The organism is Bacillus sp. B1-WWTP-T-0.5-Post-4, from assembly GCF_009183795.1.
GTDB lineage: Bacteria > Bacillota > Bacilli > Bacillales > Bacillaceae_G > Bacillus_A > Bacillus_A cereus.
Window position 1 is genome coordinate 656,247 of sequence record NZ_WEIJ01000002.1, and the last position, 16,973, is coordinate 673,219.

The following is a 16,973-nucleotide window of genomic DNA, read 5'->3' on the forward strand; positions in this document are numbered from 1 at the left end:
TTGTAAACGTTTTCTTAATGTATGTATGTCCTTTTTGTGAAACATTGCACAAACTTATTGAAAGTGAGAACAATTCCATGTACTTTATTCATATAAGGAGTATTTATAGAAGATTTACTAAAGGAGCGTATTACTCATGCTAGAACAAGGACTAGATTATGTTGTCAAACTGGCTAAAAGCAAAAAGAAAATACTAGATACAAACCCAATGCAATATTTCATTCGTGCTGCACTTGCGGGTATTTATATCGGTTTTATTATTGTACTATGTTTTAAATTAGGTAACTTTTTTCACATTGCAGATTCACCAGCAACTTATTTAGCTGCTTCTATGTTTTTCGGGATTGCTCTCGTACTTATTATATATGGCGGTGCTGAATTGTTTACTGGGAACACAATGTACTTTACTGTAGCAACTTTAAGAAAAGAAACAACGATTTCTGATACACTACGTAACTGGGTTGCTTGTTATGCAGGTAACTTAGCCGGCGCGTTATTCTTTGCCTTACTATTTTACGCAACTGGAATTTTTGAAGCAATTGATCACGGTCACTTAATGAGTAAAGTCGTTGAAGGAAAGATGAACACACCTACAATGCAGTTATTCTTTAAAGCCATTTTATGTAACTGGCTCGTATGTCTTGCTTGTTTCTTACCTTCTCAGGTTAAAGGTGACACAGCAAAAATAATAGTCATGATGCTACTTGTTTTCACATTCTTCTTATCTGGTTACGAACATAGTATTGCAAACTTATCACTCTTTGCTTTATCTTTAGTTTCACCGCATCCTGAGACAATTTCTTTTTCAGGTGCTATTCATAACTTAATTCCTGTTACAATCGGTAACATTATTGGCGGATCAGTATTTGTCGGTATGGTATACCACTACTTAACAAAGAAAACACCTGAAGTTCAACAGGAAGAAACTGAAATCGCAGCAGCTCAACAAGAAGAGATTATTCCTTTACAAGCACATATGAAACATTAAAAACTCCAAAGTTTTACTTTGGAGTTTTTAGCTTCCCACGTATTTAACAACAAGGTGAGGATTAATTTCTCCTTCTTCTTTTCCCTTATCCATTCTCTGTTTCATCTTGTGCATACCGATGACATCATTCGTATGAAGGTGAATTTCATTCACATATAATCCCTCTGTACAAAAAGCTTCTACAAAATCTAGTCCATTTTTTGCTCTCCACCCCATATTAAAATCAAGGGAAAGAATATTCACATCATAATTCCGAACCATTTGCAAGGCACATTCTACCGTAGTTGCGGACACATACCCGAACGGGCAACTTCTTTGATCATCCATATATACGTTCATTTTTGACTCCCTCTCTAATTTGAATATGCGGCCAATACATAACACATTGCCCCAAGACTAATAAAAGGACCAAATGGAATTGGCTTTCCTACTTCTATACGTTTTAATACGATACCAATCCCGAAAAAACAAAGACTAAAACAAGATGCTAAAAATAAAACGATAAAAACTCCCTTCACTCCTACTATAAAACCAAGTAACGAAAGTAGTTTTATATCTCCTCCGCCAAGCCCTTCTGGATATATCTTTTGCATGCAATATAACAAAAGGAATATAACACCACTACCAACTATACTATCTGTCCAAGTAACTAATTGTACAAAAATACTTTCGAGAATGAGTAAAACGGCAAACGAAATTAAAATACAATCAGGAATTAACATATATAAGTAATCTGTAACTGAAATAATAAGAAGTAGCGAAAAAAGGGATAAAACGATAATAAGTTCTCGTTCTATTCCAATCATATACACGGTAAGAAGAAATATACTTCCTGTTATACATTCAAATGCTACATATATAATTGGAATTTTCCTCTTACAATTCGTACAACAGCCTCTTTGTATATAAAATGAAATGATGGGGATTAGTTCTTTTGGCCTTAGCACATATTTGCAATAATAACAATGTGAACGCGGGGTAATAATAGACGCACCTAATGGAACCCTCACCGCAACTAACATAAAAAAAGAACCAAACACCATCCCTGCTAACAGTGCATATAAATAAGTGAACATCCCTTCCTCTCCTTTCCAAAAAAACATAGCAAAAAAAGGAGAGAACTTCTACTTCATATTATCCTTTATTCTACTAAAAAAGCAGGCCATTTTCCGGCCTGCTTTCCCCTCTTTTATACGATGAAATATACTGCTTTTAATGGTCCATGTACTCCGACAACAAGATTCATCTCAATGTCAGCCGAGTTACTTGGCCCTGTAATAAAGTTAATACAAGATGCCGCTGTCTCCCCATTTTCTACGCGTGAGTTCATATCCTGAACTGCTTGTGTAATACGAGGCACAAGTGTTTCACGTGGAATAATAGCAAAATATACAGTCGGTAAAAAGTGTAAAGAACGTCCCTGCCCTTTATGACTTTGTACAACAATTGTACCAGATTCGGCTAATGTATAATCACTAAATGCAATACCAATATTCGCTTTTTCAGCTAAACGCATATTTTCGTCTTTTCTCTCTGGATCCCATACGTTTACTTCAACGTCTCGCTTTGGAAGTTCTTCTTTAAATAAAGATGTTAAACCATATGCATCAAAACGATCATCTGCTGATAATAAAATAGGTCCCCCGCCGTTTTCCATGATTACTTTTTGAAGGTCTTCACCTAAACGGTCATTTGTCGTTTCTACTACAGTTGTATGAATGTTTGTACATTGCTTTTTAAACACTTCTAGTAATTCTTCTTGTGAATAATCTTTTAACGTTTCTATATTCACATTACTTTTCCATACTGGACGCTCTACACCTTCTGTTTTACGTGCGCGCCCAAGTTCTTTTGCAATGTTATCTAGAAAGGCATCACGGTTTTGAATTAATCCTGTCATTATTTATCCCCGCCTTTCTTATGATCTTTATACCAATCACGGAATCGTTCTTTACTTGGAGCTGGGAATTCACGAATATCCGTCCAGTTTTTAAGTGGTCCAACACCTTTTGATACACGATTACCAGATGTAAATGGACTCATTGCCGCTGGTGCCATTTTTGAACCCATTTTATATAAAGCAGCTGAAGAAGCACCCATACTAAACATTTTCATCGCTAGTTTTTCTGCAAGTGGTGCACGACCTTCTTGCTCAACGATGACTTGACGATGTTTTAATAATAAATCATGCAATGGAATTTTTACTGGACAAGCTTCTGTACATGCTCCGCATAAACTAGATGCATAAGGAAGCTCTTTGTAATCATCATATCCACCTAGAAGCGGTGTTAATACCGCACCGATTGGTCCTGAGTAAATCGATCCATATGAATGTCCACCAACGTGACGATATACAGGACATACGTTAACACAAGCAGCGCAACGAATACATTGTAATACGGAACGGAATTCAGATCCAAGAATTTGAGAGCGACCATTATCAACAACCACTAAATGGAATTCTTCAGGTCCATCAACTTCCTCTTCTTGAATTGGTCCTGCTACTGTTACATAACTTGTTAATTTTTGACCTACTGCACTACGACATAGTAAACCAACTAAAACATCTAATTCTTCCATTGTCGGAACCATACGTTCCATACCCATTACCGCAATTTGTGTTTTAGGAATTGACATAACAAGATCTGCATTACCTTCATTCGTTACTAAACAAAGAGATCCAGTATTTGCAACAGCAAAGTTACAACCAGTTACACCAATTTCTGCATCCATAAATTTCTCACGAAGTTGTTTACGAACAAACTTTGTCATTTCATATGGGTCATCAGAATTTTCATAGCCTAGCTTTTCTTTAAATACATCGCGAATTTGCGTTCTATTTTTATGAAGTGCAGGTGCAATAATATGTGAAGGTGGATCGTTATCTACTTGCAAAATATACTCTCCTAAGTCACTCTCTAACACTTCACAGCCAATCTCTTCAAGCGCATGGTTCATACTAATTTCTTCTGTTACCATCGATTTTGATTTTACTACTTTTTTCGCTTGTTTCTTTTTGGCAACGTCTTGAATATACTTTGCAGCTTCCTCTTTCGTCTTCGCAAAGTACACGTGTCCGCCTCTTTTTGATACATTTTCACTTAACTGCATTAAGTAATAATCCAGATTTTCTAACGTATGTTGACGAATTTGTTCACCTAGTTCACGCCACTCTTCCCAGTTTCCTAATTCATCTGCAGCTTTTAAGCGATTCGTATATAAACGCGTTTGTGCAGAAGATACTGCTCCGCGCATAAACGAATCTTGAATTCCATCACCAACGCGATCATTAAATTTTTTCTCACTGATTTTCATAGACATAGCTTATGTTCCCCCTTCATGAGCGACTATTCAGTACCTCAGCAATATGCATTACTTTTACTTCTTTTCCTAAACGCTCAATACGTCCGCCAATGTTTAACAAACACCCACAATCTGCACCGATTAAATAATCTGCACCTGTTTCCATGACACTATCTACTTTTTCGTCTACCATTTGCTCAGAAATTGGAGTCATCTTAACTGAAAACGTTCCCCCAAACCCGCAACAATTTTGCACGTTTGGCAAATCTCTCACAGTTAATCCTTTTACATTTGATAATAAAATTCCTGGTGCTTCTTTTACTCCAAGCATACGCGTCATATGACATGATTTATGAATAGTAGCTATCCCTGGTAAACTTGCACCAACATCTGTAACTTTTAAAACATCTACAATAAACTGTGTAAATTCATAAGTTTTATCAGCAACTTTTTGTGCACGTTTAGCCCACTTTGGATCATCTTTGAAAACATGCGGATACTCATGAAACATTGTCGCACAAGAACCAGATGGCGTAACAATATATTCTGCATCTTCGAAAGTTTCAATCATATGTTTCATCGCTTCTTTTGCTGCTTCTACATGGCCGCTATTATAAGCAGGCTGACCACAACAAACTTGTGCTTCTGGAAATTCAATTTCACAACCTAAACGCTCCAACACTTCAACTGTTGCTTTGCCGACATTTGTTTCAAACATATCGACTAAACAAGTAACAAATAAAGTAACTTTCATAACTATTACTCCCCCTTTTTACAACTTCACCAACAAACATATGGTCATCAGATGACTTAGTAGAGAAGAAATAGGCTCAACCATGGCCTATCCTCTCCCTCTTCTAAAGAAAACGCTTACTTAATCTTTCTCTATTTTATCAGAAAATTAAATTTTTAAAAGATTAAATTACGAATTTATATCGTTTTTACCTGTGACAATATGTTCTACATTTGTTAAATGATCTAGCATTGCTTGCTGCGCTAATTCTACATCTTGTTTTAACACCGCATCATATATAACTTGATGCTCTTCTATAAGTCGTTCTGATGTCGTTTGTTCACCATATAAAATAATGCGTCTTGATTCACCAATTGTTTCAGCAATCATCTCTGAAACATGATTCATGAGTTCAAGCAAAATGTTATTATGCGAAGACTCTGCAATTCCCATATGAAATTGAAAATCGGCTTTTTCGCCAGCCTTTTCATCTCCAATGCTCTTTGCCATTTCATCTAACCAATGTTTCATATTTTGTAAATTATCTTCCGTACGTTTTGCCGCCGCTACTCGAACTGCCCCCACTTCAAGCACCTTTCGTACTTCTAATAAATTCAAAATATCTTCTTTCTTCATTAATAATCTATTGTTTAATGATTTCGTTAATGAAGAAGAATCGAAGTTCTTCACATATGTACCTTCTCCTTGTTTCATCTCAATTAAGCCCATCGCTCTTAGCGCACTTAGCGCTTCACGAACAGCAGATCTGCCAACTTGAAACTGCTCAGCTAATTGATGCACAGGGAGTAGTTTGTCACCAGGTTTTAACGTACCATTTTTAATCATTGTTAAAATAGCTTCAGATACTTCTTCGTAAATTTTTTTCGGTTTAATAGATTTGTACTCCAGTTAAATCACCTCAGTATCTTCCAAACAACAATTGAAACGATTTATAAGAACTTTGCATCATAACTATTTTAGACCGAATTGATAAGAAGTACAAATGTTTTGTTCATAAAATAGTCAAATTTTCGATATTTATTACATATTAATTTATATTTTTACGTATAAAGTGAAACTTTAATCAGTGGGGGTTTTGTTCATCGCCCACTGATTATTAGCCCTCACGAATCGGACTTTTACGGGCAGCAGGACCTCCACCTAACTTCTTTGCTTCCGTTGAATTTTGAGGTGAGGGTCTTACTGCCCGGCGAATAGCGGGATAAATATTTTCTTCAATATAAAGAACATGTCCTAAAAATTAGAACATGCTCCCCTCATCCTGTACATTCAGTTTAATAATAACCGTTGTTCCCTTATCTTTTTCACTTTCAATTTTCCACTGTCCACCATGTATATGAACAATTTGTTTCACAATAGCAAGGCCTAAACCTGTTCCACCGTGTTGACGACTTCTCGCTTTATCAACTCGGTAAAAGCGTTCTCCAAGATTCTCCAAATGTTCTATATCAATACCAATTCCTGTATCTTTTATTTTTAATTCACAGTAATCATCGATTTGCTCTAAAGTTATAACGATATTTCCTTTTTGATTTGTATACCGTATCGCATTATCTAACACATTATGAAGCACTTGTTGCATACGATCTTCATCAATCATGACAATGACCTCTGGATTTAAATTAGTTGAAATATGAATTTCCTTTTCTATAAACTTAATCTCATACGTATCTAATACGTCTTCAATCAGCTGTGAAAAAACGATAGGTTGCTTCTTTAACGGAAAGTGCTCACCTTCTAATTGTGCTAAGTCTAACAAGTCATGAACGAGACGCTGCATACGACCTGCTTCTTTATGAATTAGCTGCGTTACTTTTTCCTGCTGCGGTCCCTTTGCAACACCATCTAAAATAGCCTCGCTATACCCTTTTATATAACTAAGTGGTGTTCTAAGTTCATGCGAAACATTTGCTAAAAATTCCTTACGCTTTACATCTTCTGTCTCTAATGAATTTGCCATTTTATTAAATGCTTTTCCTAATCGTCCAATTTCATCCTCTGAAGAAACTGTAATCCGCTCCGAAAAATCTCCCGTAGCCAAATGATTTGCAACCCGCTCCATTTGCGAAAGTGGCTTCGTAATTGCAATTATAATTTTCCTTCCAACCCATATCGTAATTAAAATCATAGCAATTGCTAACGGTGCTAAAATAAGACCCATATCATAGATTAAATCTTTTATACTTTTTAAAGGAATATACGAATAGACAATTCCGACTAATTTTTTATTTTCCAATACAGGGATGACAACCCCCATAATATTACGGTCAAAATGTTCTTCATATCCTATTTTTGTCACAGTTTTCCCGTCTAATAGCGTTTGCCTATCTCCTTCACTTATAAGAGAATGATGATGCACATCAAAAGGCAAACATGCGCTTAAATCACGCGGATTAGACACGAAAATAACGTCTGAACTAGATATTTGATCAAACGATCTTACTTTCTCTTCAAAAGTTGATATTCCTTCACGCTTATCATATTGAGCAGCAAGACTTTTTCCTTCCATTACTAACGAAGCTTTTAAATTATCAACGTATAATTTTTCATACGAGTATAAAGATACGAAATAAAGAAAGGACACTGTTACACATACTGCACATACTACTGTAAGCCAAAGTTTTTGTACCATCGTAAACATACGTTACACCTCAAATTTATAGCCTACACCCCAAACAGTTTGAATGTAGTTTCCACTTTCTCCAAGCTTCAAGCGCATCGTTTTCACATGCGTATCTACCGTTCTTGTACTTCCGGCATAATCATATCCCCATACCTTTTCAAGTAATTGCTCCCGGCTAAATACTTGTCCTGTATGTTGGCAAAGAAAATATAATAAATCAAACTCTTTTACAGTAAGAGAAATCGACTCACCATCCGCCTCTATTCGTCTACTTTTTTCATTGATAAGAATTGGTCCAAATTGAATCTCTTCTTGCTGTTCTTGCTTTGTATATCTTCTTAGCACAGCTTCCATACGGGCAACCAATTCACCAGGACTAAACGGTTTTACAATATAGTCATCTGCTCCCATACGTAAGCCGTTCACCCTATTCCACTCTTCACCTTTTGCCGTTAAAAATATAATCGGCACATCTGACGTTTTTCTAATTTCTTTACAAACTGAAAGTCCATCCATTTCTGGCATCATTATATCTAATACAACGAAATCATAATGATCCGTTTCTAGTTTTTTAAGAGCCTCTTTTCCATTCTCAGCTTCTCCCCACTCATATCCAAAGTTATCCAAATACATTCCAACAAGCTGTCTCATATCACTTTCATCATCTACAACTAGCACTCTATATTTATTCATTGTCCTTCCCTTCCCTCTCTATGAGTTGAAACGGTCCTTTTCCGACTTTAATTGTTTGTTTTATTTTCAAATTCTTCATATCTATAACGCACACTTCATCACTATCATAACTGGCTACATACCCTTCTGCTCCGCTCTCAAAAAATGCAAATGGATTCGACCCTACTTCTACAGAAGCTATTTCTTTATATGTTCTAATATCAAACTTTCTAAGTGTATTCGACCCATGACTGAGTGCATATACGTACTTACTATCCCTCGTTATATTCACAGGCATAAATGGAGCGTGTAAAGAACGCACCATTTCTCCACTCTGTAAAGAATACACTAACACTTTCTCATTTACTTGATTTCCATCACCATGTCCGCCAATCCATATTTCTTTCCCATCAGGACTAATCGTCGCTCCTGTTGATGCTGGCGGAATCATAAAGGATTGAATAACTTCTTTTTTCTTCGTATCAATTGTCGTTAGTTTCGTATCATAAAAGTTTAGTACAGATAACCGATTCTGATACTCTACCATCGTTATAGGCCCTTTTCCTGTTGAAACATTTCCTGTCTCTTTCCCATTTATCGTAAAGAACCTTACCTTTTGAACATTTTGATCAGCAGCAAATAATTGTTTTTTATCTGCTGATACGACCACATTTACAATGCCCTTTCCAGTTTTATATTTTCCCACTTGCCTTCCTTCCGCTAGTGAATATACATACATATATTCTAATTGCTTACCGTATACAAGTATTTCATCGCCATTTGGAAGCAGTGTGATTCCGGCCATTGGCTCATTTAGTTCCCATGTCGTAATTAACTTTTTATCTTTTTTATCAATAAAACTAATGCTGCCTTCTTTTATATTCGTAGTTATAATAACATTTTTATCTTTAGCAATTGGTGTATATGAACTTCCTTGACACCCTACTAGTAGAAATAAAAAACAGAGAAGAAAAACATACTTTCTCAAAAGATTCCCTCCATCTTCGGATGATTTCGTTATAATTGTAAAATAACAAATAAATGTGTGGAAAGTGTGAAATTTCCCTTTCTTACTCAATTTACATATATAATGTACAACAAATAGAATTTGAGGTGTGTCAATTATGCTATTTCCTGATTTAGCGAATAAAATTGTACGAGAAGTACGCAGACTAATTACAGAAAATATTATTATCATTAATATAGAAGGCGTTATTATCGCAAGTACAGATACAGAAAGAATTGGTCAATTTCATGAAGGTGCACTCCGCTGTGCCAAACAAAAGAAAACCGTCATCATTACAAAAGAAGATGAAAGGCGATTGCAAGGTGTAAAGGCTGGGATGAATCTTCCTTTATTATTTCATGATGAAGTAATTGGTGTCATTGGAATTACAGGAGAACCTGAAAATATTTCACGCTACGGAGAAATATTGCGTAAGATGACCGAATTATTAATTCATGAAAACTACTTTTTAGAGCAACTAGAACTTGAGCACCGTTCTTATGAAGCTTTTGTCTTTGATTGGCTTCAAAATACAGAGTGGTCTCCAAGTTTTCTTGATCGCGCCAAAACACTTGGCATTGATTTATATAAGAAAAAACAACTTATTTTGTTTTCTATTGGCAAAAATGACACGATGCTCCAGCGTAAAATATGGCAACACATACGTAATATTTTAACAAAAGAGCATCTATTTGTTCGCTGGGGAAATGATCGTTTTATTTTATTTACAGCGATGAGCTCCAAAGAACAAACTTATCAATTTTTAAAACGGTTAAAACAAGACTGCGAAACTTTATTTTCTATTCCTTTATATATAGGGATTGGACAAACAGTTACCCCAAACAATATGAGCATATGTTACGAACAAGCATTACGCGCTCTTTCTGTATCATTGGAGACGAAAAAAATTGTATTTAATGAAGATTTACGTTTAGAAATGTGTTTACAAGATATTTCTGTCGAAACGCGTGAACAATTTCTAGAGCGTACCATCGAAAACTTATTATCATTTCCTGAGCTTATGCAAACTTTACGCTTATTTGTCGATTATAACCAATCTTATAAACAGACGGCTAAACAATTACATATACACATTAACACATTACATTACAGGCTAAAAAAGATTGAAGAACATACAGGACTTGATCCAAAACAATTCAAAGACTTAAACGTTTTGTACTTCGCACTTCTCCTATTAGATAATTATACAAAAAAGAATGATAAAACAGATTAATCTTTAGATGATTATACATAGAAAGAATCCCTCGACTTTTTTATCATTATAATGAAAGCACTGTTACCACGTTGTTTATTATAACTAAACACGTTAACAGTTTGAGGGGGATTTCCAATGTTAGAAAAACAAATTATTCATTCATTCGTATCTATTGTTGGCGAAGATAATGTAGATACATCCAATATGGGGCGTTTAACTTATAGTTATGATGCCACTCCAAACTTCCAAGCAATGCCTGATGCAGTCATTGCTCCTCGTAATACAAATGAAGTAGCTGAAGTGTTAAAAGTATGTAACACTCACAAAATCCCTGTGTATGTGCGCGGGTCTGGAACAAACCTTTGCGCAGGAACATGTCCACTTGAAGGCGGTATCGTCCTTATTTTCCGCCATATGAACAATATTTTAGAAATTGATGAAGAAAACTTAACAATTACTGTACAAGCTGGTGTCATTACACTTGATATTATTAAAGCGGTAGAAGAAAAAGGTTTATTTTATCCACCAGATCCAAGCTCGATGAAAATTTCTACAATCGGCGGTAATATTAATGAAAACTCAGGTGGATTACGCGGTTTGAAATATGGCGTAACACGTGATTATGTAATGGGGCTTGAACTTGTCTTACCAAATGGCGATATTATTCGCACTGGTGGTAAATTAGCAAAAGATGTAGCTGGTTACGATTTAACTCGTTTATTTATCGGTTCTGAAGGAACACTTGGCGTGGTAACAGAAGCTATATTAAAACTTGTTCCTATGCCTGAAACAAAGAAAACAATGCTTGCACTATATGAAGATATTAATGAAGCTGCACGTGCTGTTTCTTCTATTATTGCAAATAAAATCATTCCAGCAACACTGGAGTTTTTAGACCAACCGACAATTGAAGTAGTAGAAGCGTTTGCACAAATCGGTTTACCTACAGATGTAAAAGCAATTTTATTAATCGAACAAGACGGTCCGCCCGAAGTAGTCAATCGAGATATTGAAAAAATGGCTAACGTTTGTCACTCTATGAATGCGGTTGATGTTCGCGTTGCAAAAGGTGAAACAGAAGCAGATGCGCTTCGTACCGCTCGCCGTAGTGCTCTATCAGCGCTCGCACGATTAAAACCTACTACAATATTAGAAGATGCGACTGTACCACGTTCACAAATCGCTCCGATGGTTGAAGCTATTAATGCCATTGCAAAAAAATATAATATTCCTATTTGTACGTTTGGACATGCTGGTGATGGTAATTTACATCCAACTTGTATGACAGACGCTCGTAATGCAGAAGAGATGCACCGAGCTGAGCAAGCTTTTGCTGAAATATTTGCGAAAGCAATTGAACTTGGTGGCACAATTACTGGTGAACATGGTGTTGGTGCAATGAAAGCTCCATATTTAGAAATGAAATTAGGTAAAGAAGGTATTGCAGCTATGCAAGGAATAAAGCAAGCTTTCGATCCAAATAACATTATGAATCCTGGAAAAATGTTCGCGAAAGACACTCGAAAAAGAGTGGTGGTTGAGCGATGACCACATTAAATAAAGAAAATATTCAAAAAGAATTTAAAGAACGATTAAGTGAAGATGAATTACTAAACTGTATGCGATGCGGTTTTTGTTTACCTACTTGTCCTACCTACATTCAATCCGGATATAAAGAGTCACATTCACCGCGCGGACGTATTGCATTAATGAAAGCAGTCGTTGATGGTTTAATCGAACCAGATGAAGATGTTGAAAATACATTAAACGTTTGTCTTGGTTGCCGTGCTTGTGAGCCTGTTTGTCCATCTGGTGTAAATTATGGACATTTATTAGAAGAAACTCGTGATATTATTAATCAAAATAAAAAATTCTCAGTGCCAGTGAAAGCTGTTCGAAAAGTCGTTTTTGAAGGATTATTCCCCCATCAAAATCGAATGAGAACATTAACTGGACTAATCGGATTTTATCAACGTTCTGGTTTACAAACGCTAACACATAAAACAGGGATTATGAAGTTATTCCCTGAAACCCTTGCAACGATGGATCTCGTTTTACCAAAAGTCCCTAAAATGAAAGCGATGAAAGATCGTCCTTCATTTTTACCTGCAGAAAGTACAAAGAAAAAACAAGTTGCATTCTTTACAGGCTGCTTAATGGATACGATGTTTTTAGAAACAAATAATGCAACGATGAAACTTCTTCAATTAGCTGGTTGTGATATCGTTATTCCGAAAACACAAAGTTGCTGCGGTGCATTGCATGGACATGCTGGTGAAAAGAGTGGAGCAAAAGAATTAGCAAAGCGAAATATAAAAGCATTCGAAAATTTAAACATCGACTACATTATTACGAATGCAGGTGGTTGCGGGGCTTATCTTGTAGACTATGATTATCTTTTAAAGGATGATCCGGATTGGGCTGAACGTGCTAAGCAGTTTGTTTCTAAAATTAAAGATATTACTGCTATACTAGTAGAACTAGACTTCCATAAGCGAACTGACTTACGACTCACGCCGCAGGTTATTACGTATCAAGACTCTTGTCATTTACGCAATGTTATGCGCACATCTTCTGAACCTCGTATGTTACTAGAGGCTATCCAAGTTGCAACATATCGAGAAATGAAAGATGCCGACCGCTGCTGTGGCTCTGCTGGTATTTACAATATTGTTCATTCAGAGTTATCAATGGAATTTCTAGATTACAAAATGGACCGTGTGCATGAAACAGAAGCAGCAACCATTGTTACTGCAAATCCAGGTTGTTTATTACAAATGAAATTGGGCATTGAGCGAGAAGGGCTTTCTCATAAAATGAGAGGAATTCACATTGTGGATTTATTATTAGAAGCAATTGAAACTAACTCGTAATAACTCGTAACATACGTAATAATAGGAAAACGGCTATCTCCTTCGTCTATGTAAAGAGATAGCCGCTTTTTTGTCTGCTACAACATTAAAAATATGTTACTTTATTATAAAAAAGAACAACAGAAACATTACAGTTTTGTAAAAATCAATCCATTATATTCCTCTAAAAATCGTTCAAACCATTGATACAATAGGATTCTTCATTTTCTATTTAGGTAACTTTATCCAAAAATCCCCTCTTAAAACCAAGTATAAAAACACTATAAATTCCTTTTATACTCTATATTTCTCTTATTTTTACCCCCTTCTTCTCTTAGGATAAATTAGGTAATTTTAAAGTCTATGAATTTTTTTCCATCTTTTTTCTCGCAAATTGTATGCTACGATGAATTTGTCAGTCAGACAGGCTGTCAAAAACAAATCGTGTGAAAACAAATTAAAACTTTATATAGGGGGACACACATCATGAAAAAGCGTGTTTTATTATCTGTAGCTGCTGCAACAGCTCTTACTTTAGGAGTATCTTCTCTAGATGCACAAGCTGCAACAGTACAACCATCTAACGTAAAGGTTCAAAATATTCAGCATTCAAAAGTAATGATGAAACAAATGAGCCAACAAGAATTACAAGCATTCTTACAATCTATGGGAGTTGAATCATTAGCACAATGGCAACAAGGAAACTTCCAACCAAACTGCTTCATTCCTGGTCAACAACCTACTGAAAATGTTGTAACTGAGCAACCAACAGCTAAGCCAGAAACTCAAAAGCCAGTTGAGCAAAAACCTGCCGAGCAAAAGCCTGCTGAAGAAGTTCAAAAACCAGAAGCTCAAAAGCCTGCTGAAAACAACAATACTCAAAAACCAGCTGAGCAAAAACCAGCTGAGCAAAAACCAGCTGAGCAAAAGCCTGCTGAAGAAGCAAAATCTTTAAGCGAGTTTGAACAACGTGTTGTTGAATTAACAAACGCTGAGCGTGCAAAACAAGGCTTACCAGCACTAAAAATCGATACTGAATTAAGCAAAGTAGCACGTATTAAGTCTGAAGATATGCAAAAAAACAACTACTTTGATCATAACAGCCCTACATACGGGTCTCCGTTTGACATGATGAAGAAATTTGGTATTTCTTATACATCTGCAGGTGAAAACATCGCTCAAGGTCAACGTACACCTGAAGAAGTAGTACAAGCTTGGATGAACAGCGCTGGACACCGTGCAAACATCTTAAATAACGGCTTCACTCACATCGGTGTTGGTTATGTAGAAAGCGGCAACTACTGGACACAACAATTTATTACGAAGTAAATAGATTAAAAGAGTCTTCTCATAATGAGAAGACTCTTTTTTAAGTTTCATAGCTTTCTATTATGTATGAATAGAAAATATATAACATAAACAACATAGATCCACAGCTTATTACACTAAGCAATACATAAAATCCCCACTCTAAGTTCAAAAACAATGAAAACAATATGCCGCATGCCATCACTTGAAAAATCCGTCTACTCACTAAACAAATTTTTTGTAATTTAATTGGATCTTTTTCTTTTTCTTTGCCTTTTATTTTCTTAAATTCTTTACTCAGCATAAAAAGAAACATACTAATCCCAATCGTTAATCCTGTTTGAAAGGATATCAAATCCCCAAAATTAATAAAGAGGATAAGCGTATGAATAAACAACATAAATAACGTAATTTTCTTTATAAATCCGCCTATAATACCATGCTCTCTTTCATTAAACTTAAATATATTATGTGAAATAATATACAAAAATCCATATGAAAAAATAATAAAACAGGGAATAAATGCTACAACGACTTGTTTACTCATAAACTCGTTTGGCTGACCATTTACATTCCAATGTACTGCCATACGATTTGGTAAATAGGGATAGAGAAATAGAGTAAGTAAAAGACAAGCGAAAAATATTCCCAGTACATACTTATATTTAATCAAGTGATTCTCACCTCTCTTTTCTCTTAACGGCTTCGCTTCTTTTAGAGAAATCCCTGCAAAAATCTACTTTTTTCAAGTTAAAACTTATACTTTACGCATTTTCTTTTTGAAATTCTTTTATTTTATTATTTAACTTTGTAGGAAACGGCACATCAACTTCAATCGCTTCTTTCGTAATTGGATGCAAGAAATTTATCTTCATCGCATGCAATGCCTGACTGGACATATATTTTGTTTGTCCACCATATAATACATCCCCAACTAATGGATTACCATTATGACTCATATGAACACGAATTTGATGTGTTCTACCCGTTTCTAATTGTAACGTTACGAAAGTCGTGTTTTGCTTCTTAAAATACTTTTCTACTTTATAATATGTGATAGCTTGGTCACCTTTTGGAGAAATACGACGCCTTGTAGCATGATGGCGATCCCTTCCGATAGCAGCATCAATCTTTCCTTTTTTCTTCTTTACTTTCCCTTCAACGAGCGCTGCGTACGTTCTTTTAATTTTTCTTTCCATTAATAAGCGATCCATAATTGAACCAGCAATTCTATGCTTAGCAAACACGACACCACCTGTCGTATCTTTATCTAAACGATGAATATGACGCACCTTCGTCTCTAAACCTTGCATTTGAAAATGAAAAGCAACAAGATTTGCAAGCGTCCCGGTTCCACCTTTTTCAGCAGGGTGCGTGTCCATTTGCTCTGGTTTATTTACGATCAGTACGTGATCATCTTCGTATACTACATGTAATTCACCATATTCTGGATCTACACCGTACTCTTCCTCAGCAAACATATGGACTTGTAACTTATCGTTCTCTTTTAAAAGCTCATTCCATCTTCTTTGTTCCCCGTTAACCGTAACACCTTTTTCCATACGAAGCTGATGTAATAGCTTTTTCGGTATTTCCCATTCTACTTTTAATACCGATTCAATACTTATACCATTCCATTTAGCTGGAACGGTAATTTCACACCATTCACCCTTTTTCTTTGTTTCCATACTGTTTATCACCTTATTTCTATTGATTCTCTCATTGTAACGGAAAACACACTTTGATGCACCGTCAAAAATAGAGGACAGTCTTATAATAGACTGCCCCTCAAGCTCTAAGTCTTTTCATTTCTAACAATACTTCTTCAGCTTTTTGTTCATACGATAAATCTTTAAAGAAATCCGCCAACCTTTTATAATCATTGTAAGCATCTAATAAATCGTCCATCTTTTCTATTTTCATCACTTGTTGTTTTTGTTTCATTTTTACTGGATAGCGATAACCTGATACTTCTTGTATTTTGTAATACTCATCCTCTACTTGAACGACCTTTACAAGTTCTTCCTCTTCTGCATCCATCGTATACCCGTCAAATTCTCTAAGTAGTTCATAAATGATATGAGTCCATTCATCTTTTGGATAAAACCCTTTTTCTAACCGATAACCGACAATGCGATACATATGCCCATCGTTCTCGGCAAACTGTACTGTATCATTTAACTTAAACTTAAAATAACGAAACATTGCCTTCACCTACTTATTATGTAATGTTCTTATCACATACTATTTG

The 16,973-nt window shown here is 35.6% G+C and carries 17 protein-coding genes; 5 read left to right on the top strand and 12 right to left on the bottom strand.

The annotated features are described in order from the left end of the window. Positions 1 to 136 precede the first annotated feature (136 nt). Positions 137 to 988, top strand: coding sequence for a formate/nitrite transporter family protein (locus GBN91_RS09040; RefSeq protein ID WP_000893026.1), 852 nt, complete (start codon positions 137 to 139; stop codon positions 986 to 988). 27 nt (positions 989 to 1,015) lie between these two features. Here the strand turns inward: GBN91_RS09040 and GBN91_RS09045 are convergent, their stop codons facing one another. The 9 genes from GBN91_RS09045 to GBN91_RS09085 form a co-directional block, all read right to left on the bottom strand. Next, on the bottom strand, positions 1,016 to 1,327 hold the full coding sequence (locus tag GBN91_RS09045; RefSeq protein WP_001103771.1) for a cyclic-phosphate processing receiver domain-containing protein: 312 nt from the start codon (positions 1,325 to 1,327) through the stop codon (positions 1,016 to 1,018). A gap of 14 nt (positions 1,328 to 1,341) precedes the next feature. Further along, on the bottom strand, positions 1,342 to 2,064 hold the full coding sequence (locus tag GBN91_RS09050) for a prepilin peptidase (RefSeq protein WP_016122146.1): 723 nt from the start codon (positions 2,062 to 2,064) through the stop codon (positions 1,342 to 1,344). Between the two features lie 113 nt (positions 2,065 to 2,177). After that, positions 2,178 to 2,888 carry a LutC/YkgG family protein gene (locus GBN91_RS09055; protein WP_000147187.1) on the bottom strand — a complete coding sequence of 237 codons (711 nt, stop codon included), beginning with the start codon at positions 2,886 to 2,888 and terminating at the stop codon, positions 2,178 to 2,180. Then, entirely contained in the window at positions 2,888 to 4,309 is a 1,422-nt protein-coding gene (locus GBN91_RS09060) for a LutB/LldF family L-lactate oxidation iron-sulfur protein (RefSeq protein ID WP_000061930.1), read from the bottom strand. Before GBN91_RS09060 ends, GBN91_RS09055 begins: the two co-directional genes overlap by 1 nt. A gap of 16 nt (positions 4,310 to 4,325) precedes the next feature. After that, positions 4,326 to 5,045, bottom strand: coding sequence for a (Fe-S)-binding protein (locus GBN91_RS09065; RefSeq protein ID WP_000869148.1), 720 nt, complete (start codon positions 5,043 to 5,045; stop codon positions 4,326 to 4,328). Positions 5,046 to 5,213: 168 nt separating this feature from the next. Continuing rightward, positions 5,214 to 5,903, bottom strand: a complete 690-nt coding sequence (locus GBN91_RS09070; protein WP_254904515.1) for a FadR/GntR family transcriptional regulator — start codon at positions 5,901 to 5,903, stop codon at positions 5,214 to 5,216. 382 nt (positions 5,904 to 6,285) lie between these two features. Next, on the bottom strand, positions 6,286 to 7,686 hold the full coding sequence (locus tag GBN91_RS09075; RefSeq protein ID WP_000494796.1) for a sensor histidine kinase: 1,401 nt from the start codon (positions 7,684 to 7,686) through the stop codon (positions 6,286 to 6,288). A gap of 3 nt (positions 7,687 to 7,689) precedes the next feature. Continuing rightward, on the bottom strand, positions 7,690 to 8,361 hold the full coding sequence (locus tag GBN91_RS09080) for a response regulator transcription factor (protein ID WP_001046397.1): 672 nt from the start codon (positions 8,359 to 8,361) through the stop codon (positions 7,690 to 7,692). Beyond that, positions 8,354 to 9,328 carry a YncE family protein gene (locus GBN91_RS09085; RefSeq protein ID WP_001234152.1) on the bottom strand — a complete coding sequence of 325 codons (975 nt, stop codon included), beginning with the start codon at positions 9,326 to 9,328 and terminating at the stop codon, positions 8,354 to 8,356. Before GBN91_RS09085 ends, GBN91_RS09080 begins: the two co-directional genes overlap by 8 nt. Before the next feature lie 127 nt (positions 9,329 to 9,455). On the opposite strand from GBN91_RS09085, the gene GBN91_RS09090 reads away from it, so the two are divergent. The 4 genes from GBN91_RS09090 (at position 9,456) to GBN91_RS09105 (ending at position 14,743) form a co-directional block, all read left to right on the top strand. Further along, positions 9,456 to 10,580: a CdaR family transcriptional regulator gene (locus GBN91_RS09090; protein ID WP_002023601.1), complete on the top strand. Its 1,125-nt coding sequence runs from the start codon at positions 9,456 to 9,458 to the stop codon at positions 10,578 to 10,580. 117 nt (positions 10,581 to 10,697) lie between these two features. Next, positions 10,698 to 12,110, top strand: a complete 1,413-nt coding sequence (glcD, locus tag GBN91_RS09095; RefSeq protein ID WP_000890752.1) for a glycolate oxidase subunit GlcD — start codon at positions 10,698 to 10,700, stop codon at positions 12,108 to 12,110. After that, positions 12,107 to 13,435, top strand: a complete 1,329-nt coding sequence (locus tag GBN91_RS09100; RefSeq protein WP_152121392.1) for a (Fe-S)-binding protein — start codon at positions 12,107 to 12,109, stop codon at positions 13,433 to 13,435. The genes glcD and GBN91_RS09100 overlap by 4 nt, the downstream gene beginning before the upstream one ends. A 465-nt stretch (positions 13,436 to 13,900) precedes the next feature. Beyond that, a complete protein-coding gene (locus GBN91_RS09105) occupies positions 13,901 to 14,743 on the top strand; it encodes a CAP domain-containing protein (protein ID WP_000747597.1) in 843 nt (280 codons plus the stop codon). A 40-nt stretch (positions 14,744 to 14,783) separates the two neighbouring features. Here the strand turns inward: GBN91_RS09105 and GBN91_RS09110 are convergent, their stop codons facing one another. From GBN91_RS09110 to GBN91_RS09120, 3 genes are all read right to left on the bottom strand, one after another. Next, entirely contained in the window at positions 14,784 to 15,395 is a 612-nt protein-coding gene (locus GBN91_RS09110) for a DUF1648 domain-containing protein (RefSeq protein WP_006917704.1), read from the bottom strand. Positions 15,396 to 15,486: 91 nt separating this feature from the next. Then, positions 15,487 to 16,410: an RluA family pseudouridine synthase gene (locus GBN91_RS09115; RefSeq protein WP_000448349.1), complete on the bottom strand. Its 924-nt coding sequence runs from the start codon at positions 16,408 to 16,410 to the stop codon at positions 15,487 to 15,489. A gap of 100 nt (positions 16,411 to 16,510) precedes the next feature. Then, positions 16,511 to 16,927: a hypothetical protein gene (locus GBN91_RS09120; RefSeq protein ID WP_000490301.1), complete on the bottom strand. Its 417-nt coding sequence runs from the start codon at positions 16,925 to 16,927 to the stop codon at positions 16,511 to 16,513. Positions 16,928 to 16,973: the final 46 nt, after the last annotated feature.